Raw genomic sequence first — 22,917 nt, 5'->3', positions numbered from 1 at the left:
ACGCCATGCAGGAACTGATTCTGTTGCGACACGCCGAAGCCAATCCCGCGGCCGCCGGGGGCGATGACCACGACCGCACGCTCAGCCCGCGCGGCGAGCAGGAGGCGCTGGCGGCCGGCCGCTGGCTCGCCTCCCACGGTGCGCGGCCGGACCGTGTGCTGTGCTCGCCCGCCCTGCGCACCTGCCGCACCGCGGAGCTGGCGATGCGCGCGCTGGCCCAGGACGCGCCGGTCGGCCTGGCCGGCGACATCTACGACGCCACGCCGGGCGAGCTCCTGGCCCTGCTCGACCAACACGCCGACGCGCGCTGCGTGCTGCTGGTGGGCCACAACCCCGGCATCGAGCGGCTGGTCGCCTTGCTGGTGGAAGGCCGCTCGGACGAATTCCGCGGCATGCCGCCGGGCGGGCTGGCGGTGTTGCACCTGCAGGGTGCGCTGGAGCCGGGCAACGCGCGGCTGGACGCGTTCTGGTCGCCCTGATGCGCCTGCCCGCCACCGTCGCGCTGCTGGCCCTGGCGTTCGCCGTCCACGCCTCGCCTTCGCACGTGTGGCATATCCAGAGCCCGCCCTCGCACGTCGACTTCGGCGTGCGCCTGCTCTGGCTGCATACGATCCATGGCCGCTTCGGGACCATCACCGGGACCGTCGAGCCGCGGGCGGACGACCACGTGGTGGTCGATGCCCGCATCGCGCTGGACAGCCTGTCGATGGATTCGCAGCGGCTGCGTCGCTGGGTACTCGATGAGGAGTTCTTCGACGCGGCGCAATACCCGGCGCTGCATTTCGTCTCCGTACCGGTGGCGCGCCGCGCGCTCGACGGCGGCGGTGCACTGGACGGCCAGCTGACCCTGCGCGGCGTGACCCGCCCGGTGCGCTTCGAACTGCTGCCGGCGCACTGCACCGCTGATGCCTGCACGATCCAGGCGCGCGGGGAACTGAAGCGCAGCGAGTTCGGCATGACCGCGCATCGCGCCGTGCTGTCCGACCGCGTGCAACTGGCGCTGTCGATCGCGATCACGCGCGCGCCCGACTGACTTCACGCCGCGCCGGTGCCGTGCCGGCCGGGCCAGCGTGTCTACGTGCACGACGACCCCCGTATCATGCGCGCCATGCCGCTGCGCCAACTCGCCCTGTTCGTCCTGCTCGCCGCCACCGCGCTGCTCGATGGCTGCACGCTCTCGCGCGCGCAGATCCGCCGTGCCGACGCGGTGGTCGCGGCCACCGTACCGGCCGCGTCCGCCTGCGACCGTGCGGACCACTGCGCGAGCCCCTCGCCCCTGCTCGACGCCGCGCGGCAGGCACTGGGTGCGTCCACGCCGGGCGCTCCACGCCACCGGGTGGCGCTGCTCGACGCCAGCGAGCCGGCGCTGGTGGCGCGGCTGGACCTGATCCGTGGCGCCCGCCGCTCGATCGACGTACAGACCTACATCTGGGACCGGGACGACGTCGGCAAGCTGGTGCTGGACGAACTGGTGCGCGCCGCGCGCCGCGGTGTGCAGGTGCGCATCCTGGCCGACCAGCTTTCGTCCTTCGGTGATGTCGCGTTGCTCGACCGCCTCGCCCGCGCCAGCCCCAACCTCCAGGTGCGGCTGTACAACCCGACCTTCCACGAGGCGAACACCTCGCCGCTGGAATGGGCCGCGGGGATCGCCTGCTGCTTCTTCAAGTTCAACCAGCGCATGCACAACAAGGTGCTGGTGGTGGACAACACCGTCGGCATCACCGGCGGGCGCAACTACCAGGACCGCTACTTCGACTGGGACGACGACTTCGACTACGTGGACCGGGACGTGCTGGTCGGCGGCCCGGCGGCGCAGGCGATGGCCAAGAGCTTCGCCCTGTTCTGGCGGCACAAGCGCTCGGTGCCGTTGACCCATCTGCGCGACGTCAATCGTCACATCCTGGACCACCCGGCTGCATCGGAGTGGCTCGCGCCGACGTACGAACACCCGCAACGCGTCTATCGCGTGGAGCAGGAGGCCGGCGACGCGGCATGGCTGCGCGCCCACGTGCTGGCCGACAGCCTGGAAACCGGCGCGGTGGATTTCTTCAGCGACCTGCCGGCCAAGACCGACCAGCCGCTCAAGCGGCAGGCGCGCCAGTTCACCGCCCATGTCATGCAGATGGTCGGCGCCGCGCGCCACGAGGTGGTGCTGCAGACGCCGTACCTGGTGCTCAGTCGGCGCGCGCGGCGCATCTTCGAGCGCCTGCACCTGGCAACCCCGCCGCCGCGCATCGTCGTCTCGACCAATTCGCTCGCTTCCACCGACGCCTTCGCGGTCTACGCGGTCTCCTACAAGCACCGCAAGCGCTATCTCAAGGACTACGGCTTCGAGATCTACGAGTTGAAGCCGCACGCCGCCGATCCGGCGGCCGCCAACGCGCGCGCCAGCCTCGAATGGATCGGCGAGGGCGAGCACGCCAACGGCGATCCGGCGCACGACGCCTCGCAACGCTACGTGGGTACCGAGAGCCACGGTCTGCTCGGCAGCCACGGCAGCAGCCAGCGCCCGGCGCCGCTGGTCAGCGAGGGGCGGCGCTTTGCCCTGCACGCCAAGTCGATCGTGGTGGACGACCGCTTCGCGATGGTCGGTTCGCACAACTTCGACCCGCGCTCGGACCACTACAACACCGAGGCCGGCGTGATCGTCTACGACCCGCGCTTCGCCGAGCAGTTGCGCCGTTCGATCCTGCGTGACACGCAGCCGCAGAACGCCTGGGTCATCGCCCCGCGGCGTCCGGTGGTGCCGGTGCTGACCAAGCTCAACCAGGTCATCGGCGACTTGTCCGAAAGCCTGCCCCTGTTCGACTTCTGGCCGTACCGCTACGCCACCAGCTACCAGTTGAAGGCCGGTTGCGCCCCGATGCAGCCAGACGACCCGGCGTTCTACAGCTGCTACGAACCGGTGGGCGACTTTCCCGATGTGGCGCTGTCGCCGAAGCTGATCTACACGCGGCTGATCACCGCGTTCGGATCCAGCGCAAGCGGCATCCTCTAGCGGCGCCTCGACGTCCTCTCCCAACCGGAGAGGGGGGCCGGGGTGAAGGGCCCGGGATACGCGGGGGCCGAGCTGGACCTGGCCTGTATCGCGGTCCTGCCGCAGGGTTTTCCCCCTCGCCCTCCTCTACTCGAGGGAGACAGGAGGCAGAGGCGCGCGCCTGGCTCGGCATGCGTGACATGAGCCGTCCTTCGTCCACTTTTTCCGGAAGGGAGAAGGAGCCGTTCATGGCGGCGTGGAAGGCACCGTGCTGTCGAAGCGCATCGGCAGTTCGCCCTGTACGCCCGCAGCGCCGGCCGGTACCGCGAAACGCCAGCCCCGCACCGTGGCCAGGGCGTGCGCGTCGAGCACCGGATCGCCGCTGGACCGGGCGACGTCGGCGGCGGTCACCCGGCCGCTGCCGTCGGTGTCGATGGCGAGTACCACGCGGCCGTCCAGATGGCCGCGCAACTCGGCCCACGATGAGGGTCCGGGCGGCGTATCGATGGGCACCAGCTCCGCGGGCGCCGGTGGCCGTGGGTGCGCCACGGGCTCCGGTTGCGCGCCGACCACGCGCGGCGCGGCATGCGGGCGATGGCGCGGCGGTACACGATGCCGCCGCGGCGCGATCTGCGCCACCGCGCGCGGCGGTGGGCCGGTCCAGTCGTCGGTGAGGCCGCTCAACCCATCGGTGCCGACGATGCCGACCAGCAGGCCGATGACGCTCAAGGTCGTGGTGACGCGCAGGCGCGGCATGGCGACGCGTTTCGGCTCAGCGCTCCAGGATCGCCACCACGCCCATGCCGCCGGCGGTGCACACCGAGATCAGGCCGCGGCCGCTGCCCTTCTGCACAAGCTCCTTGGCCAGCGTGGCGACCAGGCGCGCGCCGGTGGCGGCGAACGGATGGCCGACGGCCAGGCTGGAACCGTGCACGTTGAGCCTGGCCGGGTCGATGCTGCCCAGCGGGGCGTCCAGGCCGAGCCGGCTGCGGCAGTACTCGGCGCTCTCCCACGCCCGCAGCGTGCACAGCACCTGCGCGGCGAAGGCCTCATGGATCTCGTAAAAGTCGAAGTCCTGCAGCGTGAGCCCGTTGCGCGCGAGCAACCGCGCGACCGCCACGGTCGGCGCCATCAGCAGGCCCTCGCCGTGCACGAAATCGACCGCGGCGACCTCCGCGTCGCGCACCCACGCCTGCACCGGCAGGCCATGCTTCGCTGCCCAGTCCTCGCCAGCCAGAAGCACTGCGGCGGCGCCGTCGGACAGCGCGGTCGAGTTGCCGGCGGTCAGCGTGCCGTGGCCGGAGCTGCGGTCGAATGCGGGCTTGAGCGTCGCCAGCTTTTCCAGGCTGGTGTCGGGCCGCAGGATGTTGTCGCGCTTGACCCCGCGGAAGGGCACCACCAGGTCGTCCATGAAACCGGCGTCGTAGGCGGCGGCGAGCTTCTTGTGGCTCTCCAGCGCGAGCTGGTCCTGCGCCTCGCGGCCGATATGCCACTCGCGCGCCATCTTCTCGCAGTGGTCGCCCATCGACATGCCGGTGCGCGGTTCGGCCACGCCCGGGAACGAGGGCTTGAGCTCCGCCAGCGAGAACCCGCGCGTGGCGGCGGCGAGCTTGTCCTGCCAGCCCTTGGCGCGGTTGATCGAGAGCAGCCGCTTGCGCAGGCGCTCGCCGTAGACGATCGGCACGTCGCTGGTGGTGTCGGAGCCGGCCGCGATGCCGGCTTCGATCTGGCCCACGGCGATCTTGTTGGCGACGATGATGGCGTTGTCCAGCGAGGTGCCGCAGGCGCGCGCGGTGGTGATGCCGGGCGTGGTCGGCGCCAGGCCTGAGCTCAGCAGCGCCTCGCGCGCGAGATTCCAGTCCGACGAATGCTTGATCACCGCGCCCAGCGCGACCTCGCCCAGCTCCACGCCATGCAGGCCGTAGCGTTCCACCAGCGCGCCGAGCACCTTGACCGACATGCCGAAGTTGCCGACGTCGGCGTAGGCGGTGTTGTTGCGGCAGAACGGGATGCGCACACCGCCGATCACACCGACGCGCTTCGTGGTTTTTTCCATGTCCGGGGCGGTCCAGAGGCCTTCGAATCTCCAAAGGCTAACCCGCAGGCCCATGCGGCGGAAGCCCAAAAGCGTGAACGGGAGGCGCTCCGTATAATCGTCGGTTCCCCGCCGTTTGGAATGCCGATGGATGCGCAACCGCTAATCGCCCTGCCCGCGGTGCTCGCGCTGGAATGCCTGCCCGACCAGTCGCCTACGGCCGTCACGCTCAGCCGCGACGAAGCCGACGCGCTGGCTGCGCTGGTCGCCGAGGACCTGCATGCGTTGCTGCCGCGCATCGGCGAGGCGCGGCTGGCGCTGGCCGGCGCGCTGTTCGACCCGGTCGAGCTGCTGCGCCCGGGCTTCCCGGTGTGGGCCACGCTGGACGAACTGGCCCGCAGGGTGCCGCGCGGCCACCTGGAGAACGTGGTCGCCTTCGGCAGCCATGCCGGGCAGATGCCGGCGCAGACGCTGGTGCCCGAACCGGGCCACGCCGGCGGCGCGATGCGCCTGCTGCCGCTGTCGGTGCTGGCCCCCGAGGCGCTCGCCGACGACCTGGCCCAGGACATGGAAGTGCAACTGGTCGGCCGCGGCGAGGCCGGCGCGCGCACCGCCGACTGGCTGATGCGCACGCTCGGCGTGCGGCTCGAGCACGCCCGTTACCTGAGTCGCAACGACCTGCTTGCGCTGACCTGCGTGCAGTACGAGCACGTCAATCTCGCGCCGCTGTGGACCCTGCTCGAAGTTGCGTTGCTCACACCCTACCAGGGCGAATCCACGCTGAGTGCACGCGGCCTGCCATTGCGCTACTCCGACGGCGCCGTACACGCCGGTTCGCCCGCGGCCTGGCTGGCACAGCAGTCGGGCGCGCCCGCCGAGCGCGCGCACGCCTTCGCCGGGCTGGTGTTCGAGTTGCGCCAGTACGCCGCGCTGCTGCAGGCGCACCACCTGCCGCTGGCGCTCGATGCGGGCGAGGCGGATGCAGGCTGGCTGCTGGAGACCTTCGCCGAGGCCGACCCGGCGCTGGCGCCGCCGGCGCTGTTCGCACACGAAGCGCCGGGCCTGGGCACCGTGGCGATCAGCGCCGCCCAGACCGGCGCCGATGGCCACCCCCGCCTGCTCGCACAGGGTTACCCGCTCGCGCCGCAGGCGCTGGGACCGCTGGTGGCGGTGCTGGCCGCGCGGCTCGGCATCGAGCCCGCGCTGCAGGCACTGGGCCGGGTGATGCTGGACGATAGCGGGCTCACCGTGCCCTCCCCCTTGCGGCACTGAGGGCGCTCTGGCAGCAGGCCGGCCGGTTGTGGCATCCATCCGGCGGCAGGCGCATGATGGGGTCCGGAGCAGGGTACGCGCTCGGGGGGAGTGCCATGACCCAACCCCTTTCACCGGACGGACTGGCCGAACCGCCCGACGACGACGACCAGTCCGAAAGGAACTGGCCCGAGCACGTACTGCGCGGCGTCCCCGCGCTGATCGCCTACTTCGACCCCGACCTCGTCGTGCGCTTCGCCAACCAGCCGCCGCGGCGCTGGCTGGGCGTGGCGACCAGGGGCCTGGCCGGTCGCGCGGTCGGCGAGCTGCTCGACGAGGCCAGCGCACCACGCGCGATCGAAGCGCTGCAGGCCACGCTGGGTGGCCAGCCAAGCACGGTCGAGGGGGTGTTGTTCGCTGGCCGCGCGCACCGCTACATGCACGCCAGCTTCCAGCCCGACGCCGATGAGGAGGGCCGCGTGCACGGTGTGTTCGCGGTATTCATCGACATCACCGAGCGGCATGCGCTGGAACTGAAGCTGCGCGAGAGCGAGCAGCGCTTCTTCGGCGCCTTCCAGCACGCCGCCATCGGCATGGCGCTGGTGCGCCCCGACGGCCGCTTCCTGCGCGTGAACGAAGCGGTCTGCCGCATGCTCGGCTACAGCGAGGAGGAATTCCTCACCCTGAGCATCGCCGACGTCACCCACCCGGACGACTACGGCACCGACATGGCGCAGCTCGGGCAGATGCTCGCCGGCCGCACCGACGCCTACCAGATGGAGAAGCGCAACCTGCACAAGGACGGCCACGTCGTGCACTTCCAGCTCAGCACCTCGCTGGTGCGCGACGAGCATGGCAAGCCGCTGTATTTCGTCTCGCAGGTGGAGGACATCAGCCAGCGCAAGCAGTACGAGGAAGCGCTGTTCCGCGAACGCGAACTGGCCGAGGTCACGCTCAACTCCATCGGCGACGCGGTGATCGCGGCCGACCTCGACTTGCGCGTGACGTCGCTCAATCCGATCGCCGAAGGCCTCACCGGCTGGACCGCCGCCGAGGCGCGCGGCCGCCCAATGGACGAGGTGTTCCGCCTGCGCGACGCGCGCACCGGCGCCGCACTTGAAAACCCGTTGCGCGGCGCGATCGAGCGCAACGCCATCGTCGACCTGGAAGGCAAGGCGGTGCTGCTGCACCGCAATGGCTTCGAAACGCCGATCGAGGACTCCTCCGCGCCGATCCACGACCACGCCGGCCATGCGATCGGCGGCGTGCTGGTGTTCCGCGACGTCAGCGAGACGCGCGCGCTGGCGCTGAAGATGATCCACCTGACCCAGCTCGACACCCTGACCGGCCTGCCCAACCGCAGCCAGATGCAGGGCCAGATCGAGCAGGCCGTGGCGACCGCGCGCCGGCGCCAGCAGCGTTGCGCGCTGCTGTACATCGACATCGACCACTTCAAGCAGATCAACGACCAGCACGGCCCCGCCAACGGCGACCGCGTGCTGCGCGCGTTTGCCGCGCAGCTGCGCCAGGCGCTGCACGACGAGGACATCCTGTGCCGTCACCACGGCGACGAGTTCGTGGCGCTGCTGCCGCAGGTGGAGGCGCCCGGCCAGGCCGCCAGCGTGGCGCAGCGGCTGATCGCCTACGGCGAGCGGACCACCGTGGCGGGCCTGCCCGAACTCTCGCTGCGCATGTCCGTGGGCATCAGCCTGTGCCCGGACGACGCGGCCGACGCCGACCAGCTGCTGCGCAACGCCGACAGCGCCATGTACGAGGTCAAGGTCGGCGGCCGGCACAGCTATCGCTTCTTCACCGCCTCGATGAACGAACGCGCCTCGCTGCGCCGTCGCATCGAGGCCGAATTGCGGCTGGCGATCGCGCGCGAGCAGCTGTCGCTGCATTACCAGCCCAAGGTGGATGCCGCCGACGGGCGTATCGTCGGCGCCGAGGCGCTGTTGCGCTGGTTCGACGCCGACGGCGGCGAGCGCTATCCGCCCGAACAGTTCGTCGCGGTGGCCGAGGACGTGGGACTGATCGTGCCGATCGGCGCCTGGGTGCTGCACGAAGCGTGTCGCCAGGCCGACGTGTGGCACAGCCAGCACATGGGCGTGCCGATCGCGGTCAACGTCTCGCCGCTGCAGTTCCAGCACGCCAACTTCCTGGCCGAGCTGCAGACCGTGCTGGACCACTGCGCGCTCGATCCGGCACTGCTGGAGCTGGAACTGACCGAGCGCACCGTGATGGCCGGCGGCGACGCCACCATCGCGCTGCTCCAGCGCATCAAGCGCTGCGGCGTGCGGCTGTCGCTGGACGACTTCGGCACCGGCTACTGCAGCCTGTCGTACCTGAAACACTTCCCGGTCGATGCGTTGAAGATCGACCGCGCCTTCGTGCGCGACGTGGAGAGCGACGCGGACACCGCCGCGATCACCCAGGCAATCATCGCGATGGCGCGCAGCCTGGCCAAGACGGTGGTGGCCGAAGGCGTCGAGACCGAAGCCCAGGCCGAGTACCTGCGCAAGGCTGGTTGCGAGCAGCTGCAGGGCTTTCTGTTCGGCGCGCCGATGGACGCGACCGCGTTCGGCAAACTGCTCGCCGAGCAGCACCTGCGGCGCTGGGTGTCCGACCAGCCCGGATCGTAGGGCGGGCTTGGGCTTCAGCCCACCGCCCGTATTTCCGGATGCGGGAAGGTGGGTTGAAGCCCGCCCTACGGCCTACGTCCGCGGCAGGCCTTCTTCGTACATGAAGTAATGGCACGGCTCCATGCCGAGTTCGGCGTAGGTGCGCTGCGCGCGCTGGTTCTCCGTCTCCACGTACAGCCGCAACCCGACCGCGCCGGCGGCCCGCGCCTTGTCGCGCACCGCCGCGTACAACGCGCGGAACACGCCGCCGCGGCGCGCCTCGGGCACCACGTAGACGCTCTGGATCCACCAGAAGTCGCCGCAGCGCCAGTCGCTCCACTCGTAGGTGACCAGCAGGCTGCCGACTGCCGTGCCATCCCGTTCGGCCACCAGGTAGAAGCCACGGCGCGGTTCGTCGAACACGCCCTCGACGCCGCGCGCGAGCACTGTGCGATCGAGCGCCTTGGCTTCGGTTTCCTGCGCCATGGCGGCGTTCCACTCGACCAGGTGGGGAATGTCGGCGCGGGTGGCGGGGCGGATGGTTTGGGATGCGGGCATGGGTCCTCCTGGGCAGGCGGGGATTATCGGCCAACAACGAGGCTGAGGCCGGCTTTCCCGCGATCACGCCCCTCACCCTGCCCTCTTCCCGGAGGGGAGCGGGTTCCAGATCGCGCGTCACGACCATCCCGCCACAAACCTGCTCCCTCTCCCTGAAGGGGAGAGGGTTCCAGATCGCGCGTCACTACCACCCCGCCACAAACCTGCTCCCTCTCCCCTCCGGGGAGAGGGTTGGGGTGAGGGGCTGCTCTTGCGCGGAACCCCCTACCGGGAGCGCTTGCGCGATGCCCCCAGCTTCCGCGTCAGCGTATTGCGCCCCACCCCCAGCGCCGCCGCCGCATGCTGCCGATGCCCGCCGTGCGCCGCCAAGGCCGCCTCCAGCAACGTACGGTCGAGCGCCTCGCGGGCGCGCGCGTGGATGTCCGCTTCGCCGCGCGCAAGCGCTTCGCTGGCCCACGCGTGCAAGGCCCCGGTCCAGTCGCCGGCCGCGGTCGGCGCGGCCGCCGCGCCCAGTTCGGCGGCCTGGATCTCCGCGCCGGGTGCGATCACCGCCAACCGCCGGCACAGGTTCTCCAGCTCGCGCACATTGCCCGGGAAGTCGCGCTGTTCCAGCGCCTTGAGCGCCGCGCGCGAGAACCGCTTGGGCGGCAGCTTGAGCTCCTGCGCGGCCGTGGCCAGGAAGTGCCTGGCCAGCAGCGGGATGTCGGGCCGGCGCGCACGCAGCGGGGGCAGTTCGATGCGCACCACGTCCAGCCGGTGCTTGAGGTCCGCGCGGAACTGCCCGGCCGCCACCCGCGCGTCGAGGTCCTGATGGGTGGCTGCCACGATGCGCACGTTGCCGCGGATCAGCTCGCGCCCGCCGACGCGGTAGAACTCGCCGCCGGCGAGCACACGCAGCAGGCGCGTCTGCAGCGCCAGCGGCATGTCGCCGATCTCGTCCAGGAACAGCGTGCCGCCTTCGGCCTGCTCGAAACGCCCGGCCACGCGCCGCGCCGCGCCGGTGAAGGCGCCGGCCTCGTGCCCGAACAGTTCGCTCTCCAGCAGCTCGCTCGGGATGGCCGCGGTATTGAGCGCGACGAACGGCTTGCCGCGGCGCGCGCTTTCCTCGTGCAGCGCGCGCGCGACCAGTTCCTTGCCGGTGCCGGTCTCGCCGGTCACCAGCACGTTGAGGTCGCTCGCTGCCACGCGACCGATCAGCCGGAACACCTCCCGCATCGGCGCGCTCTCGCCGAACAGCGCATGCGTGGGCGTGACGGTCGGGGGCGGCGGTGCGGCCGGCTGTTCGGCGAGTGCGCGGCGTGCCACCTCGACCGCGTGATCGAGGTCGAACGGCTTGGCCAGGTAGTCGACCGCGCCGGCGCGATAGGCGGCCGCCGTGGTGGCCACGTCGGTAAAGGCGCTCATCACGATCACCGGCCCGATGCCCTGCGCGTGCAGTTCGGCGAGCAGCTCCAGGCCGTCCTCGCCGGGCATGCGCACGTCGGTCAGCAGCAAGGCCGGGCGCGCCTCGCGCAGTGCTGCGCGCACCGCCGACACGTCGCCGAATTCGCGCACGGCCAGGCCCACCTCGCGCAGCGCTTCGGCGAGCACGTAGCGGATGCTGCGGTCGTCGTCGACGATCCAGACCTCAGGACTCATGAGACTCGCTCGCAACCGTGGAGGGGTGCGCGGGCCATGCATGCTCCAGCGGCAGCCACAGGGTGAAGGTGGTGGCGCCCGGACCGCCCGCGTGGCGCAACTCGCCGCCATGTTCGTGCGCGATCTCGCGCGCCATCGCCAGGCCCAGGCCGGTGCCGTCGGCGCGACCGGACACCAGCGGCTCGAACAGCGTGTCGCGCAGGGCAGCGGGGACGCCCGCGCCATCGTCCACCATGTCCAGCCGCAGGGCGGTGCGCAGCACGCGTTCGCCCAGCCGCACCCCATGTTCGGCGCGGGTGCGCAGGATCAGATGGCGCGCGCCGGCTTCGCGCGCGTTGCGCGCCAGGTTGAGCAGCAATTGCTGCAGGCGATCGGCATCGCCGCGCAGCTCCGGCAGGCTGGGGTCGTAGTCCTGGCGGATCGCCAGCGGCGAAGGCTCGGCCTCCAGCAGCGCGACGACCCGCTCCAGCACCGCGTGCAGGTTGATCGCGTCCTGCGGCGGCGCGCCGGCCGGACGCAGCAGGCGATCGGCCAGCGCGGCCAGCCGGTCGGCCTCGGCGATGACCATGCCCGCCAGCGCCTTGAGCTCCGCCTCGCCGACGCGCCGCTGCAACAGTTGCGCCGCGCCGCGCAGGCCGGCGAGCGGGTTCTTCACCTCGTGCGCGAGGCCACGCAGGCTGGCCGATACCGGGGAGTGCCCGGCGGCTGGGGGCGCGAGCACGTGCACTTCCAGCAGCAGGTGTTCGGCATCGAGCGGCTGCAACGACACGTCGAGCCGCCGCTCCGGCGCGCCCAGGCGCAGGTCGCGCCATTGCACGGTGCGTTGTTCGTCGCGCGCCCGCGCTGCCTGGGACGCCACCGCCGGCTCGCCCAGCAGCGACGCCAGCGGCTGGCCGATGGCGCGTCGCGGGCCCAGCTCCAGCGCTTCGGCCAGCGCCGGGTTGAGCCAGGCCAGGTGCAAACGGGCATCGACCAGGCCGAGCCCGGTCGTCGCCTGTTCCGCCCATGCGCGCCAGTCGCCTTCGTTCATTGCACCATGATGGGCGTTGCGCCCTCTTGGTGCAACGCAGCCGCCGGACTACTGGGTCACGACCTCCCGGTGCATCGGCGCCAGCCTGGCCAGCAGCTTGTTCTGTGCGCGGAACGGGATGCCGTGCTTGTCCATCGCCTTCTGCAGGTCCTCCACCAGCGCGTTGAACTGGCTGCGGTGGATGTCCAGGCCGCGGTGCACCTGCGCCATGTTCTTGCCGGTGTAGGTGCAGGGGCCATCGAGGATCACGCAGAACTGGTCGACCAGTTCGGCCTTGACGTGCTCGCGGTCGACCGGCTCGAAGAACGGCCGCGTGCGCGGGTCGGCCATCAGGTTGGCCATGAAATCGTCCATCAGCGCGACCAGCCCGGCCTTGCCGCCGAACTGGTCGAACACCGGTTTGAGCGACGGGTCGCGCGGCGCCGGGTCGGCGGCCGGATGGGTCAGCGGCATGGCGCTCTGCGCCTGGGCCGCGCCGGCGGCGAGGCCGGCGGCCAGGAACAACGGAAGAAGCGACTGCTTGAGCATGAGGTTGTTCCTTGTCAGAAGCCGAGCTGGACGGAGGCGTAGAGGCCGCGCTGGCGGTCCTTGATCACGATGTTGCCGAGGTCGGCATAGGCAAGGGTCACCGACACGTGCTTGGTCGGTGCCCAGGCGACGAAGGCGTCGTACCAGTCGTCCTCCTTCGCGATGCCGAGGTTGTCCGGCTTCATGCGGTACTCGGCGCCGATGGCCCACTGGCGGGTGAGCAGGTAGGCGACCGAGGTTTCCAGTTCCGCCTGGTAACCGTCGTGCCGGTCGCCGCCGAAACCGAGGATGCCGATCTGGTTAGCCTTGGTGAAACGCACGGTGGCGTTGACCAGCAGGCTCTGGGCGAGGAACAGCTTGGTCGCGTCGATGTAGTAGTCGGTGCCCTGCGAGCGGGTGGCACCGACGAACTTCACGATCGCGTCCTGGTTGTTCTTCTTGTACTGCGCGCCGATGGAAACCTGCGGCAGCCAGCTGTCCTGTTCCAGCACCGCATCGCCGAACAGGCGCACCTTCACGCCGACCACGTCCTGGCGGAAGGTGAAGCCGCGGCCCAGGCCGAGCGCCGCACCGACGTCCTCGGTGTTGAAGCGCTGCTGCGCGTAGGAAAGCTCGACGCGGTTGTAGAAGCCGACCATCACGCCGGCGTCGTCAAGGTGGTAGTCGGGCAGGTTCACCCGCGTGTAGAAGGCGTTCGCGCCGATCTGGTCACGCGTGCCGTAGCCGCCGATCACCGCCCACGGCGTAAGCCCGCCACCGGCGGCGCCCTCGACCTGGCTCACGCCGCCGGTGAGCAGCAGCTTGCCGCTGGTGCCGGCGCCGGCATCGTCGGCCATCGCCAGGCCCGGCGCCGTCGCGGCAATGAGAAGCGCGCCGAGCAGCGTTGCCCGGTATCCCCGTTGCTTGTGCATGGTGTCTCCCTGTCTGGGGCGCGCCCCAAGCGCGCCCCCGGATGGCGTTACGGATGGGTGGCCTGTGCGGATGCAGCCGCCTCGACCGCCCGGTGCCAGGTGCCGTTGGGACCATCGCCACGCGCGTCCCCCGGCGGCGCATCGCCGGCATCGCGGTAGAGTGGGCGGCCCTGCCAGACCCACGGGCGGCGGCCGTCGGCGCGCACGATCCGGCCGAACCCCGCGGTGACGACGCCGCGGCGGCGCCTCCAGCGGCGGCCAGACCGCGGCGCACGGCCCCCCGCAGGCGCTTTGCCCGGGCACGGCATCGGCGTCGTAGACGTACAACGCGCGCCCCTGACCGTCGACCAGCCGGCCCTGCCCGTCATGGGTCGGGATCGTCTGTGCCGCCGCGGCCGTCGCCATCGCGAGCATGCCTGCCATCCACCGCCATCGCTTTTGCCTGTCCATCCAAGCCTCCCCCGGCCCGTCGCCGTCCGGCCAGGTACCTGGCGACCGGCGGCGCGGATGCAGGCCGCGCTGCACGGTTCGGCCACCAGCGCGCGCGTAGGGTCGGCCATGGGCAACCGGGGAGGACACGGCCATGACCCAACTGATCGTCTGCTGCGACGGCACCTGGAACACCCTGGAGCACACCGACCAGGGCCTGCCCGCGCCCACCAACGTGGCCAAGCTCTACAACGCCGCCGTGAAGGACGAGCGGCAGCTGGCCTACTACCACCCCGGGGTGGGCACCAACGGCGGCTGGCTGGACCGGGTGGTCGGTGGCGGCACCGGCGCCGGGCTGGAGCGCAACATCATGAGCGCCTACCAGTGGCTGGCCGTGCGTTACCAGCCGGGCGACCGCATCTTCCTGTTCGGCTTCAGCCGCGGTGCCTACACCGTGCGCAGCCTGGGCGGGCTGCTCGCGCACAGCGGCCTGCTGGACCTGTCCGACCCGGCGCTGGCACCGGCCGACGTGTGGTCGCGCGTGCAACAGGTGTTCGAGGCCTACCGCGCCGGCAAGCCGTTCGCCAACGCCGGTGGCTGGGCCTTCCACGGCGTGCCGCCCGGGCAGCCCACGGCTGGCACCATCGGCATGCACTTCATGGGCGTGTGGGACACGGTCGGTGCGCTGGGCATTCCGCTGGAGCTGTCGGTGCTGCGCTTCATCGGCGATCCGCGCCGCTACCAGTTCCACGACACCCGCATCAGCCTGATGATCGCCAACGCCCGCCATGCCGTGGCGATGGACGAGCGCCGGGCGGATTTCCTGCCGACCCTGTGGACCCACATCCGCCGTCCTGACCGGGTGCACCAGGTGTGGTTTCCCGGTGTGCACGGCGACGTCGGCGGGGGCTACGCACAGGCCGGGTTGTCCGACATTGCACTGGCGTGGATGCTCGACGAGGCCGCCGCCTGCGGGCTGCGCTTGCGCGAGAACACGCGCGCGCAGCTTCGCCCCGATCCGCAAGCCGTGTTGCACGACTCGCGGCAGGGCCTGTTCAAACTCGGCCGCAACCAGCCGCGCGCGGTGGCGCAGGTGGCCAGGACCAGCGTGCTGGCCGGCCTGCTGCATCCCAGTGCGCTCGCGCGACAGGCCGACCCGCCGCTCGCGCAGGGCGACTACTGGCCCACCCGCGGGCTCGCCGGCGGCGAGCGGACGACGCTGGACGTGTTCGCCTCGACCCACTGGAACATCACCGGTCTGTACCTGGAGGCCGGCGTCACCTACCGCTTCACCGCCTCGGGCGAATGGCTCGACGCGGGCGCCAAGTTCTCCCCCGCCGGCGGCGAGGTCGACGGGCACCATGCCTCCGACATCGCGCGACTGGCCGCTTCCGCGCTGGGCTCGGTGGAACACGCGTTCAACACCGCCAGCCATGGCGACAGCGATTTCTGGTTCACTCGTCGCCTCGAGTCCGCGCCGTGGTGCGCATTGATCGGCTTCGTGGCCAACGGCGAAGGCGACGAGCGCGGCGAGACTTTCGTGATCGGCGCGGGCTGCCGCTTCACCCCGGGCGCCAGCGGCTACTTCTACGCCTACGCCAACGACGCCTGGCAGGCCTACGCCAACAATCACGGCAGCGTGGCGCTGGTGGTCGAGCGGCCCTGAACGTGTCGCAAAGCCACTCCAAAAGAAACGGGCGCCGAAGCGCCCGTCCCCTCGACCCCTGTTGCTGCGGTCAGATCGCGTAGTACATCTGGAACTCCAGCGGGTGCGTGCTGGCGCGGTAGGCAGTCACTTCCTTCATCTTCAGCTCGATGTAGGCGTCGATGAAGTCGTCGGTGAACACGCCGCCGGCCTTGAGGAACTCACGGTCCTTGTCCAGCGCGTTGAGCGCTTCGTCCAGGCTCGCGCACACCTGCGGGATGTTCTTCTCTTCTTCCGGCGGCAGGTCGTAGAGGTCCTTGTCCGCCGGCGCGCCCGGATCGATCTTGTTGATGATGCCGTCCAGGCCGGCCATCATCAGCGCGGTGAACACCAGGTAGCCGGAGTTCATCGGGTCGGGGAAGCGCACCTCGATGCGGCGGCCCTTCGGGCTGGACACGTACGGGATGCGGCAGCTCGCCGAGCGGTTGCGCGCCGAGTAGGCCAGCATCACCGGCGCCTCGAAGCCCGGCACCAGCCGCTTGTAGCTGTTGGTGGTCGAGTTGGCGAACGCGTTGATCGCCTTGGCGTGCTTGAAGATGCCGCCGATGTACCACAGCGCCATCTGCGACAGGCCGCCATAGAGTTCGCCGGCGAACAGATTCTGCCCGTCCTTGGCCAGCGACTGGTGCACGTGCATGCCCGAGCCGTTGTCGCCCACCAGCGGCTTGGGCATGAAGGTCACGGTCTTGCCGTTCTGGTGCGCCACGTTCTTGATGACGTACTTCATCGTCATCAGCTCGTCGGCCTTCTTCACCAGCGTGTTGAACTTGACGCCGATCTCGCACTGGCCCGCGTTGGCCACTTCATGGTGGTGCACTTCGACCACCTGGCCGAGCGACTCGAGCACCTTGCACATGTCCGCGCGCAGGTCGCCCAGCGAGTCCACCGGCGCGACCGGGAAGTAGCCGCCCTTCACGCCCGGGCGGTGGCCGTTGTTCTGGCCGTCGTACTTGTAGCGCGAGCTCCAGGCGGCCTCTTCGGAACCGATCTCGTAGAACACGCGGCCCATGTCGTTCTGCCAGCGCACCGAGTCGAAGATGAAGAACTCCGGCTCGGGACCGAAGAAGGCGGTGTCGGCGATGCCGGTGGACTTCAGGAACGCCTCGCCGCGCTTGGCGATCGAGCGCGGGTCGCGGCCGTAGGCCTGCATGGTCGACGGCTCGAGCACGTCGCAGTGCAGGATCAGCTGGGTGTGCGCCGAGAACGGGTCCAGATGCGCGGTGTCCGGGTCGGGCAGCAGCACCATGTCCGACTCGTTGATGCCCTTCCAGCCCGGGATCGACGAGCCGTCGAACATCTTGCCGTCCTCGAAGGTCGACTCGTCGATGGCGTGCGCCGGGAAGGTGACGTGGTGGTGCTTGCCGAGCATGTCGGCGAAACGCAGGTCGACGAACTCGACGTCGTGTTCGGCGATCAGGTCGAGCACTTTCTGGGCAGTCATGGGCAAGCCTCGGAGCGGGAAAGGATGCGGGCGCCGTTGCAATGCCCGTGCCAGCCTTGATCCCTGTAGGAGCGCACCGGTGCGCGACCGCCATGGCGCTCCGGAGCAGGATGGCGGTCGCGCACCGGTGCGCTCCTACAGGGCCCATTGCACCTTTGTCGCGTCGGCCATGCACCAATTTGGCGCAACCCAGCCTCACGCCGCCGTGCCCGCTTCCCCGTAAGCTATGCCGCTTTAGCGAAGTGCCGGAGGGCCCTTAGTGAGCGACCTGATCCGCGTCATCCTGCTCGGCATCATCGAGGGCATCACCGAATTCCTGCCGATCTCCTCGACCGGCCACCTGCTGATCGCCGAGCAACTCGGCCTGGGCCAGCGTTCGGACCTGTTCAACATCGGCATCCAGGCCGGCGCGATCCTGGCGGTGACGCTGATCTACTGGAAGCGGCTGTGGCAGCTGCTGACCCAGTGGCGTGACCCGGCCAATCGCGACTACCTGGCCAAGCTGACGGTGGCGTTCCTGATCACCGCGGTGCTCGGCTTCATCGCGGTCAAGCTCGGCTTCACGCTGCCCGACACGGTGACGCCGATCGCCTGGGCGCTGGTCATCGGCGGCTTCTGGATGATCGGCGCCGAAGCCGTGGCCGCACGCCAGCCGGACCGGCGCGAGGTGACCTGGACGGTGGCGGTGCTGGTCGGTATCGCGCAGATGCTGGCCGGCGTGTTCCCCGGCACCTCGCGCTCGGCCGCGACGATCTTCGCCGCGCTGCTGGCCGGCACCAGCAATCGGGCCGCCGCCACCGAGTTCGCCTTCCTGGTCGGCATCCCGACGATGTACGCGGCGACGGGCTACGAGCTGCTCAAGGTGGTCAAGAACGGCGGTGCCGCGCACGAGGACTGGAGCGCGCTGATCGTCGGTTTCGTGGTGTCGGCGGTCGTCGCCTTTGCGGCCGTGAAGTGGCTGCTGGGCTACATCCGCACGCACCGCTTCACGCCGTTCGCGGTCTACCGCATCGGGCTGGGCGTCGCCTTGCTGCTCTGGCTGCCGGCCGGCGGCTGAAGCGCCCGGCCCGCGCCCTCAGCCCGGCGGGCCGGTCACGAGCTGGGCCGGACTGTCGAGCGCAACGGCTTCCCCGATCGGGTTGAAACCATCGGAGGCGACGGGCGCCGTTTCCTCGCGTGCCTGTCGGGAAAGCGCCTCGCTGCGGCTGATGCTGTGCAACGCATAGACGAACGGCACCTGGATACGCGTTGTCACCGGTTTCCCGTCGACCCGCTCCGGCTCCGCCAGGGCATGCCGCATCACCGCCTCGGCGGACTTGATGAAAGCCCCCGGGTTCGGATGGTTGATGCGATGGCTGGCTGCGTGGATGTCGGTCAGGGTGCCGTCCGGGTGCACGATCGCCTCCATCACGACCGATCCCTGCCCGCGCCGGCGGAGCTCGTCGAGCGGATAGCGGGGAAGCACCGGGAAGCTGAGCCTCGGCCCGTTCGAGCGGTACACCGCACGCAGCCCGTAGTTCCCGTCCGCCTGCCGCACGAGCTGCAGCACGAGTCGCACGTAGGTACGCGCGGTCGCTGCGTGCCCGTCACGCACGGGCGGCTTGAAGCGCCAGCGCGCGATGGCCTCCCGGGCCGGCGCCGTCAGTATCGCGGGGACTTCCTGCGGCAACTGGATCGCCGATATCTTGCCGTCCGTAGCGATGTCCAGCGCCACCTCGGCCCGGTATTCGCGCGCGACCTGCGCATCGGCGGCCGTGGCGCGCGCCTGCACGATGCCGGCCGCGAGCAACGCACACAGCGCCCATGCCGCCACCCTGCCTGTTCGCCCGGTATGCCGGTCGGTACCCATCGCACCTGCGCCAGTCGCGGCGGCGGCCATCCGTGTCATCGGCTTCATGCTTTCTCTCCCCGTGGATGCTCCCTCACGCGCCCGCGTGCGGGATGCCTGTTCATTGCCTGCCGGCGCCGCGCCTCAGCCGCGCGGCTCGGCCTCCAGCGGTTGCACGGGACTGTCCAGCGCGACCGCCTGCCCGGACAGATCCGGTGTTCCGTGCGCGTCCGCGGGGGCGTCCGTGGTCCGCCTGGCCTTGGCCTCGGCAGCGTCCGAGGGGCTCCGCGTCTGGAAGATGACCGGGATCTGCACGCGGGTGGCGACGGGTTTGCCATCGACAAGTTCGGGCAGGGCGCGGCTGTGGCGTATCGCCTCGTCCACCGCCAGCGCGAACTGCTTTCGTGCGAGCGGGCTGCTGAACTCGGAGGCGACCAGTTTGATGTCGGTCAGGCTGCCGTCCGGTTGCACCACGGCGGCCATCGTCAGGCGCCCGTCGCCCTGCTCCCGTGGCCATCGGGGCGCCCGAAGCACAAGCGCCGGGCCGTTCTTGATGTAGCGCACGGCCACGCCGTAATTGCCGTCCGGCCGTTGGGCCAGGACCAGGTCGATCCATGCGTAGGTGCGGGCCGTGACCGCATGGCCTACCCGCACGGGCGGCTTGAAGCGCCAGCGCTTGATTGCTTCCTGCGCGGGCGCTCCCAGCACGGGTGGAACCGCTCCGGGCAGCTCGACCCGCGTCACCTGCCCGGCCGTATCGACGTCCAATCCGGCCTGCAGGTGATACGTCTGCACCACCTGTACATCGGCCGCGCGCGCCGCCCCGACGGGCAACACGAGCGCGGCCCACCATTCCAATCCCCTCGCCAGCCCAGCTCCCATCCCGTGTCCCCTCCGGCGTATGCATGCGACGGCAGCCTACACCGGCGAAGGCGGGTGGTGCGTTCGAGCGCAGCGTTGCCAGCTTCCGCCCCGATGCCCACGCCTTGCGCACGCCGGCGTGCCTACGATGACCGCGCACGCCGCCACCCCGGTCCGGCTGCACACGACGGCGTTTCCATGGCAGCAGACAAACCCCCAAGCCTGATCCGGTCGCGAATCATGCTGGCGGCGGGCTTCGTCCTGCTGGCCTCGCTGCTGGCCGGGGCTTACGTGCTGGCAGCGGCGCGCGAGGCGGGGATGGAACAGCAACAGCACATCCAGGCGGTGCGTGCCTCCCTGCGACAGACCATGCTGACGATCCAGGGCGCCGAGACGGGCCAGCGCGGTTACCTGCTCACCGGCGAGACCGCCTACCTGGCGCCCTACATGCGCGCGCAACCCCGGTTGACGGGTTTGCTGCAGGCGCTCGACCGGCAGATCGAGGACCCGCACCTGCGCCGCTACCTGCCCGAGCTGCGTGCGCTGATCGCGGGCAAGCAGGCCGAGCTGGCGCAGACGCTGTCCTACTACAACCAGGGCGAGCACGAGGCGGCCGTGAGGCTGGTCCGCTCCAACCTGGGCATGCAGCTGATGGAGCGCATCCGCTCGCTCGTGGCCACGATGCTGGTGGAGTGCGACCGCAGCATTGCCGCCGAGCAGGCCAAGGAGCGCATGCTCTCGCGCTGGGTGCTGACCGGCGCCTCGGCCTCCGCGCTGGCGATCCTGGGCCTGGCCGTGCTGACCCTGCGCGAGATGTCCCGACGCCACAGCATGGTGATGCGGGTGCGCGACGAACTGCTGGCCTCGAGCGAAGCGCTGCGTCGGAGCACCGAGCGCCAGGCGATGCTGGAAGAGGCGGTGCGCCAGTCCCGCAAGATGGAAGCGCTGGGCGCGCTGACCGGCGGCATGGCGCACGATTTCAACAACATGCTTGCGGTGGTGATGGGCAACCTGGAATTGCTCAAGGCGCGCCTGGCCCGCGGCAACCTCGATGTCGGCCGCTACGTCGGGTACGCGCTGGAGGCGACCCGGCGCGCGGGCGAACTGACGCAGCGGCTGCTGGCGTTCGCGCGCAAGCAGCCGCTGCACGCGGTGCTGGTGGCGACGGGCGACGTGGTGGCCAGCACCACCGAGGTGATCCGCCGCACGCTCGGCGGCATCTACAGCGTCGAGCTGCAGCAGGCGCCGGACCTGTGGAAGACGCGGGTGGACGTCAACCAGCTGGAAAGCACGCTGATCAACCTGGCGGTCAATGCCCGCGACGCCATGCCCGAAGGCGGCCGGCTGGCCGTGCAGACGGCCAACGTGTTCCTCGACGAGGAGTTCGCCAGCGGCCGGCCCGACGTGGCCCGCGGCGCCTACGTGATGATCGCGATGACCGACACCGGGCAAGGCATGACGGCCGAGGTCAGGCGCAAGGCCTTCGAGCCGTTCTTCACTACCAAGGCGGCCGGCAAGGGGACTGGACTGGGACTGAGCCAGGTCTACGGGTTCATCAAGCAATCCGGCGGGCACGTGGACATCGAGAGCGACGTCGGCAAGGGCACCACGATCCGCATCTACCTGCCGCGCGCCGTTGGCGAGACCACCGGCCCGGCGCCAACCGACCGGGGCGTCGATGGCGTGCCGCGGGGCGACGGCAGCACGCTGATCCTGCTGGTCGACGACGACATCGGCGTGCGCGTGTTCGCAGCCGAGGCGCTGACCGAGCTGGGGTATCGCGTGCTGACCGCGTCCAGCGGCCACGATGGGCTGGCCGTACTCGACGCCCATCCGTACATCGACCTGTTGCTGACCGACGTGGAGATGGCGCAGCTCACCGGCTGGGAGCTGGCCGATATCGCGCGGCAGGTGCGGCCGGGCCTGAAGGTGCTGCTGATGACCGGCTTCACCCGCGAGGCCACCGAGCGCGTCGGCGAACGCATTCCCGGCGCCGGCTTGCTGCGCAAGCCCTTCACGCTGGAGGAGCTCGCCCATCGCGTGCACGACGTGCTGGCGGGCGACCCGTCGCCGGCCGCCGGCCGGACCGGGTGAGTGCCTGCGGCGGCGCGCGATGGCGCCGCCGTGCTCAGGCGGCCGCCGCGGCGTTCGATCCGTTCGTCTCGGTCGCCACCCGCGCCGGCCGGAACTGCGGCTCGTTGGTCCGCTCGAACAGCTCGCGCACCCATTCGATGAAGGCCTGCACGCGCGCGGAGAGGTGCTTCTTCTGCGGATAGACGATCCACACCGGCTTGCCGGTGGAGCGGGTGTCGGTCATCACCAGCTGCAGCTTTCCCCAGTCGAGCATGCAGGCGACCATCATGTGCGGGGCCTGGGTGATCCCCAGGCCCGCGGCCACCGCCTGGATCACCGACTCGGCATCGTTGATCAAGAGGTGCCCGTCCACGTCGACCGCAATCGGCCCGTTGGCGCCGTCGAACATCCACTGCCGCGGGCGGCCGTTGGGATATACGTAGTTGATGCAGCGGTGCTGCTTGAGATCCTCGATGGTCTGCGGGGCGCCGTAGCGGGCGAGGTAGGCCGGCGAGGCGCAGACCACGTTGCGCAGGTAGCCGATCTTGCGCGCGATGAGGCTGGAATCTTCCAGTTCGCCCACGCGGATGGCGCAGTCGATGCCTTCGCCATTCATGTCGGCCGGCAGGTCGCTCATCGACAGTTCCAGCCGGATGTCGGGGTAGCGCTGCTCGAACTCGGCCAGCCGCGGGATCAGCGCCGCGCGCCCCACCGCCAGCGACACCGCCACGCGCAGCTTGCCGACCGGCTTGCGGTTGGCGTAGCCCAGCGCCTCGGTGGCTTCGGCCAGGTCGGCCAGGATGTCCTTGCAACGTGCGTGGAATACCGCGCCGTCGTCGGTCAGCCGCAATGATCGGGTCGAGCGGAACAGCAGGCGCGCGCCGAGGCGCTCCTCCAGCCGGGACACCGCGCGGCTGACGCCGGAGGGGGTCATGCCCAGTTGGGCGGCGGCGGCGGCGAAGCTCTTGGCTTCGACCACGCGGACGAACGCGGAAATTGCTGCGAAGTCTTCCATCGAGCCCACTCCAGGG

Annotated in this window: 20 protein-coding genes and 1 pseudogene; 8 read left to right on the top strand and 13 right to left on the bottom strand. The window is 70.5% G+C overall.

The genetic code is table 11. The features are described from left to right. Nucleotides 1–5 precede the first annotated feature (5 nt). From ACFWZU_RS08930 to ACFWZU_RS08920, 3 genes are all read left to right on the top strand, one after another. Nucleotides 6–479: a SixA phosphatase family protein gene (locus ACFWZU_RS08930; RefSeq protein ID WP_439701155.1), complete on the top strand. Its 474-nt coding sequence runs from the start codon at nt 6–8 to the stop codon at nt 477–479. Then, entirely contained in the window at nt 479–1,033 is a 555-nt protein-coding gene (locus ACFWZU_RS08925; RefSeq protein WP_439701154.1) for a YceI family protein, read from the top strand. The genes ACFWZU_RS08930 and ACFWZU_RS08925 overlap by 1 nt, the downstream gene beginning before the upstream one ends. A 75-nt stretch (nt 1,034–1,108) precedes the next feature. Then, on the top strand, nt 1,109–2,998 hold the full coding sequence (locus tag ACFWZU_RS08920) for a phospholipase D-like domain-containing protein (protein ID WP_439701182.1): 1,890 nt from the start codon (nt 1,109–1,111) through the stop codon (nt 2,996–2,998). Nucleotides 2,999–3,223: 225 nt separating this feature from the next. Here ACFWZU_RS08920 and ACFWZU_RS08915 read toward each other — a convergent pair whose 3' ends face one another. Together ACFWZU_RS08915 and ACFWZU_RS08910 are read right to left on the bottom strand one after the other, a co-directional pair. After that, the gene (locus ACFWZU_RS08915) at nt 3,224–3,733 is read right to left on the bottom strand and encodes an energy transducer TonB family protein (protein WP_439701153.1); all 510 of its coding nucleotides are present in this window, start codon (nt 3,731–3,733) and stop codon (nt 3,224–3,226) included. A gap of 16 nt (nt 3,734–3,749) precedes the next feature. Continuing rightward, nucleotides 3,750–5,033, bottom strand: a complete 1,284-nt coding sequence (locus ACFWZU_RS08910) for an acetyl-CoA C-acetyltransferase (RefSeq protein ID WP_439701152.1) — start codon at nt 5,031–5,033, stop codon at nt 3,750–3,752. A gap of 126 nt (nt 5,034–5,159) precedes the next feature. Between ACFWZU_RS08910 and ACFWZU_RS08905 the strand changes: the two genes are divergently transcribed. Continuing rightward, on the top strand, nt 5,160–6,284 hold the full coding sequence (locus ACFWZU_RS08905) for a hypothetical protein (RefSeq protein WP_439701151.1): 1,125 nt from the start codon (nt 5,160–5,162) through the stop codon (nt 6,282–6,284). Between the two features lie 95 nt (nt 6,285–6,379). Then, the gene (locus ACFWZU_RS08900; protein ID WP_439701150.1) at nt 6,380–8,905 is read left to right on the top strand and encodes a sensor domain-containing protein; all 2,526 of its coding nucleotides are present in this window, start codon (nt 6,380–6,382) and stop codon (nt 8,903–8,905) included. Nucleotides 8,906–8,977: 72 nt separating this feature from the next. On the opposite strand, the gene ACFWZU_RS08895 is transcribed toward ACFWZU_RS08900, so the two are convergent. The 7 genes and pseudogenes from ACFWZU_RS08895 to ACFWZU_RS08865 form a co-directional block, all read right to left on the bottom strand. Next, nucleotides 8,978–9,442 carry a GNAT family N-acetyltransferase gene (locus ACFWZU_RS08895; RefSeq protein ID WP_439701149.1) on the bottom strand — a complete coding sequence of 155 codons (465 nt, stop codon included), beginning with the start codon at nt 9,440–9,442 and terminating at the stop codon, nt 8,978–8,980. A 264-nt stretch (nt 9,443–9,706) separates the two neighbouring features. After that, nucleotides 9,707–11,080 (bottom strand): nitrogen regulation protein NR(I), encoded by a 1,374-nt coding sequence (gene ntrC, locus ACFWZU_RS08890; RefSeq protein WP_439701148.1) that lies wholly within the window; start codon nt 11,078–11,080, stop codon nt 9,707–9,709. Continuing rightward, nucleotides 11,070–12,110: a two-component system sensor histidine kinase NtrB gene (locus ACFWZU_RS08885; protein WP_439701147.1), complete on the bottom strand. Its 1,041-nt coding sequence runs from the start codon at nt 12,108–12,110 to the stop codon at nt 11,070–11,072. The genes ntrC and ACFWZU_RS08885 overlap by 11 nt, the downstream gene beginning before the upstream one ends. A 48-nt stretch (nt 12,111–12,158) precedes the next feature. Continuing rightward, nucleotides 12,159–12,638, bottom strand: coding sequence for a group I truncated hemoglobin (locus ACFWZU_RS08880; RefSeq protein WP_439701146.1), 480 nt, complete (start codon nt 12,636–12,638; stop codon nt 12,159–12,161). Nucleotides 12,639–12,652: 14 nt separating this feature from the next. After that, entirely contained in the window at nt 12,653–13,549 is an 897-nt protein-coding gene (locus tag ACFWZU_RS08875) for a DUF3034 family protein (RefSeq protein WP_439701181.1), read from the bottom strand. Between the two features lie 47 nt (nt 13,550–13,596). Continuing rightward, entirely contained in the window at nt 13,597–13,857 is a 261-nt protein-coding gene (locus ACFWZU_RS08870) for a hypothetical protein (RefSeq protein WP_439701180.1), read from the bottom strand. Beyond that, a pseudogene (locus tag ACFWZU_RS08865) lies at nt 13,853–13,954 on the bottom strand (hypothetical protein); the annotation flags it as partial. The pseudogene ACFWZU_RS08865 and the gene ACFWZU_RS08870, both read right to left, overlap by 5 nt. A gap of 178 nt (nt 13,955–14,132) precedes the next feature. Between ACFWZU_RS08865 and ACFWZU_RS08860 the strand changes: the two are divergent. Then, complete coding sequence (locus ACFWZU_RS08860) at nt 14,133–15,644, top strand: DUF2235 domain-containing protein (protein ID WP_439701145.1); 1,512 nt, start codon at nt 14,133–14,135, stop codon at nt 15,642–15,644. 70 nt (nt 15,645–15,714) lie between these two features. Here the strand turns inward: ACFWZU_RS08860 and glnA are convergent, their stop codons facing one another. Continuing rightward, nucleotides 15,715–17,124: a type I glutamate--ammonia ligase gene (gene glnA / locus ACFWZU_RS08855; protein WP_439701144.1), complete on the bottom strand. Its 1,410-nt coding sequence runs from the start codon at nt 17,122–17,124 to the stop codon at nt 15,715–15,717. Between the two features lie 259 nt (nt 17,125–17,383). Between glnA and ACFWZU_RS08850 the strand changes: the two genes are divergently transcribed. Continuing rightward, nucleotides 17,384–18,181, top strand: a complete 798-nt coding sequence (locus ACFWZU_RS08850; RefSeq protein WP_439701143.1) for an undecaprenyl-diphosphate phosphatase — start codon at nt 17,384–17,386, stop codon at nt 18,179–18,181. 18 nt (nt 18,182–18,199) lie between these two features. Here ACFWZU_RS08850 and ACFWZU_RS08845 read toward each other — a convergent pair whose 3' ends face one another. Together ACFWZU_RS08845 and ACFWZU_RS08840 are read right to left on the bottom strand one after the other, a co-directional pair. Continuing rightward, on the bottom strand, nt 18,200–19,021 hold the full coding sequence (locus ACFWZU_RS08845) for an energy transducer TonB (RefSeq protein ID WP_439701142.1): 822 nt from the start codon (nt 19,019–19,021) through the stop codon (nt 18,200–18,202). A 75-nt stretch (nt 19,022–19,096) separates the two neighbouring features. After that, complete coding sequence (locus tag ACFWZU_RS08840; RefSeq protein WP_439701141.1) at nt 19,097–19,810, bottom strand: hypothetical protein; 714 nt, start codon at nt 19,808–19,810, stop codon at nt 19,097–19,099. A gap of 243 nt (nt 19,811–20,053) precedes the next feature. On the opposite strand from ACFWZU_RS08840, the gene ACFWZU_RS08835 reads away from it, so the two are divergent. Then, nucleotides 20,054–21,907 (top strand): CHASE3 domain-containing protein, encoded by a 1,854-nt coding sequence (locus ACFWZU_RS08835; RefSeq protein WP_439701140.1) that lies wholly within the window; start codon nt 20,054–20,056, stop codon nt 21,905–21,907. Nucleotides 21,908–21,941: 34 nt separating this feature from the next. On the opposite strand, the gene ACFWZU_RS08830 is transcribed toward ACFWZU_RS08835, so the two are convergent. Beyond that, nucleotides 21,942–22,901 carry a LysR family transcriptional regulator gene (locus tag ACFWZU_RS08830; RefSeq protein ID WP_439701139.1) on the bottom strand — a complete coding sequence of 320 codons (960 nt, stop codon included), beginning with the start codon at nt 22,899–22,901 and terminating at the stop codon, nt 21,942–21,944. Nucleotides 22,902–22,917 lie beyond the last annotated feature (16 nt).

The organism is Frateuria sp. GZRR33 (assembly GCF_051900425.1).
In the GTDB taxonomy this organism is placed as follows: domain Bacteria; phylum Pseudomonadota; class Gammaproteobacteria; order Xanthomonadales; family Rhodanobacteraceae; genus Frateuria_A.
This window is presented reverse-complemented; position numbering and strand designations above follow the sequence as displayed.

Bases quoted from the DNA above. Each gene is read 5' to 3' on its own strand.
- ACFWZU_RS08930 (WP_439701155.1), top strand. From the start codon at position 6: ATGCAGGAACTGATTCTGTTGCGACACGCCGAAGCCAATCCCGCGGCC.
- ACFWZU_RS08925 (WP_439701154.1), top strand. From the start codon at position 479: ATGCGCCTGCCCGCCACCGTCGCGCTGCTGGCCCTGGCGTTCGCCGTC.
- ACFWZU_RS08920 (WP_439701182.1), top strand. From the start codon at position 1,109: ATGCCGCTGCGCCAACTCGCCCTGTTCGTCCTGCTCGCCGCCACCGCG.
- ACFWZU_RS08915 (WP_439701153.1), bottom strand. From the start codon at position 3,733: ATGCCGCGCCTGCGCGTCACCACGACCTTGAGCGTCATCGGCCTGCTG.
- ACFWZU_RS08910 (WP_439701152.1), bottom strand. From the start codon at position 5,033: ATGGAAAAAACCACGAAGCGCGTCGGTGTGATCGGCGGTGTGCGCATC.
- ACFWZU_RS08905 (WP_439701151.1), top strand. From the start codon at position 5,160: ATGGATGCGCAACCGCTAATCGCCCTGCCCGCGGTGCTCGCGCTGGAA.
- ACFWZU_RS08900 (WP_439701150.1), top strand. From the start codon at position 6,380: ATGACCCAACCCCTTTCACCGGACGGACTGGCCGAACCGCCCGACGAC.
- ACFWZU_RS08895 (WP_439701149.1), bottom strand. From the start codon at position 9,442: ATGCCCGCATCCCAAACCATCCGCCCCGCCACCCGCGCCGACATTCCC.
- ntrC (WP_439701148.1), bottom strand. From the start codon at position 11,080: ATGAGTCCTGAGGTCTGGATCGTCGACGACGACCGCAGCATCCGCTAC.
- ACFWZU_RS08885 (WP_439701147.1), bottom strand. From the start codon at position 12,110: ATGAACGAAGGCGACTGGCGCGCATGGGCGGAACAGGCGACGACCGGG.
- ACFWZU_RS08880 (WP_439701146.1), bottom strand. From the start codon at position 12,638: ATGCTCAAGCAGTCGCTTCTTCCGTTGTTCCTGGCCGCCGGCCTCGCC.
- ACFWZU_RS08875 (WP_439701181.1), bottom strand. From the start codon at position 13,549: ATGCACAAGCAACGGGGATACCGGGCAACGCTGCTCGGCGCGCTTCTC.
- ACFWZU_RS08870 (WP_439701180.1), bottom strand. From the start codon at position 13,857: ATGCCGTGCCCGGGCAAAGCGCCTGCGGGGGGCCGTGCGCCGCGGTCT.
- ACFWZU_RS08860 (WP_439701145.1), top strand. From the start codon at position 14,133: ATGACCCAACTGATCGTCTGCTGCGACGGCACCTGGAACACCCTGGAG.
- glnA (WP_439701144.1), bottom strand. From the start codon at position 17,124: ATGACTGCCCAGAAAGTGCTCGACCTGATCGCCGAACACGACGTCGAG.
- ACFWZU_RS08845 (WP_439701142.1), bottom strand. From the start codon at position 19,021: ATGAAGCCGATGACACGGATGGCCGCCGCCGCGACTGGCGCAGGTGCG.
- ACFWZU_RS08835 (WP_439701140.1), top strand. From the start codon at position 20,054: ATGCTGGCGGCGGGCTTCGTCCTGCTGGCCTCGCTGCTGGCCGGGGCT.
- ACFWZU_RS08830 (WP_439701139.1), bottom strand. From the start codon at position 22,901: ATGGAAGACTTCGCAGCAATTTCCGCGTTCGTCCGCGTGGTCGAAGCC.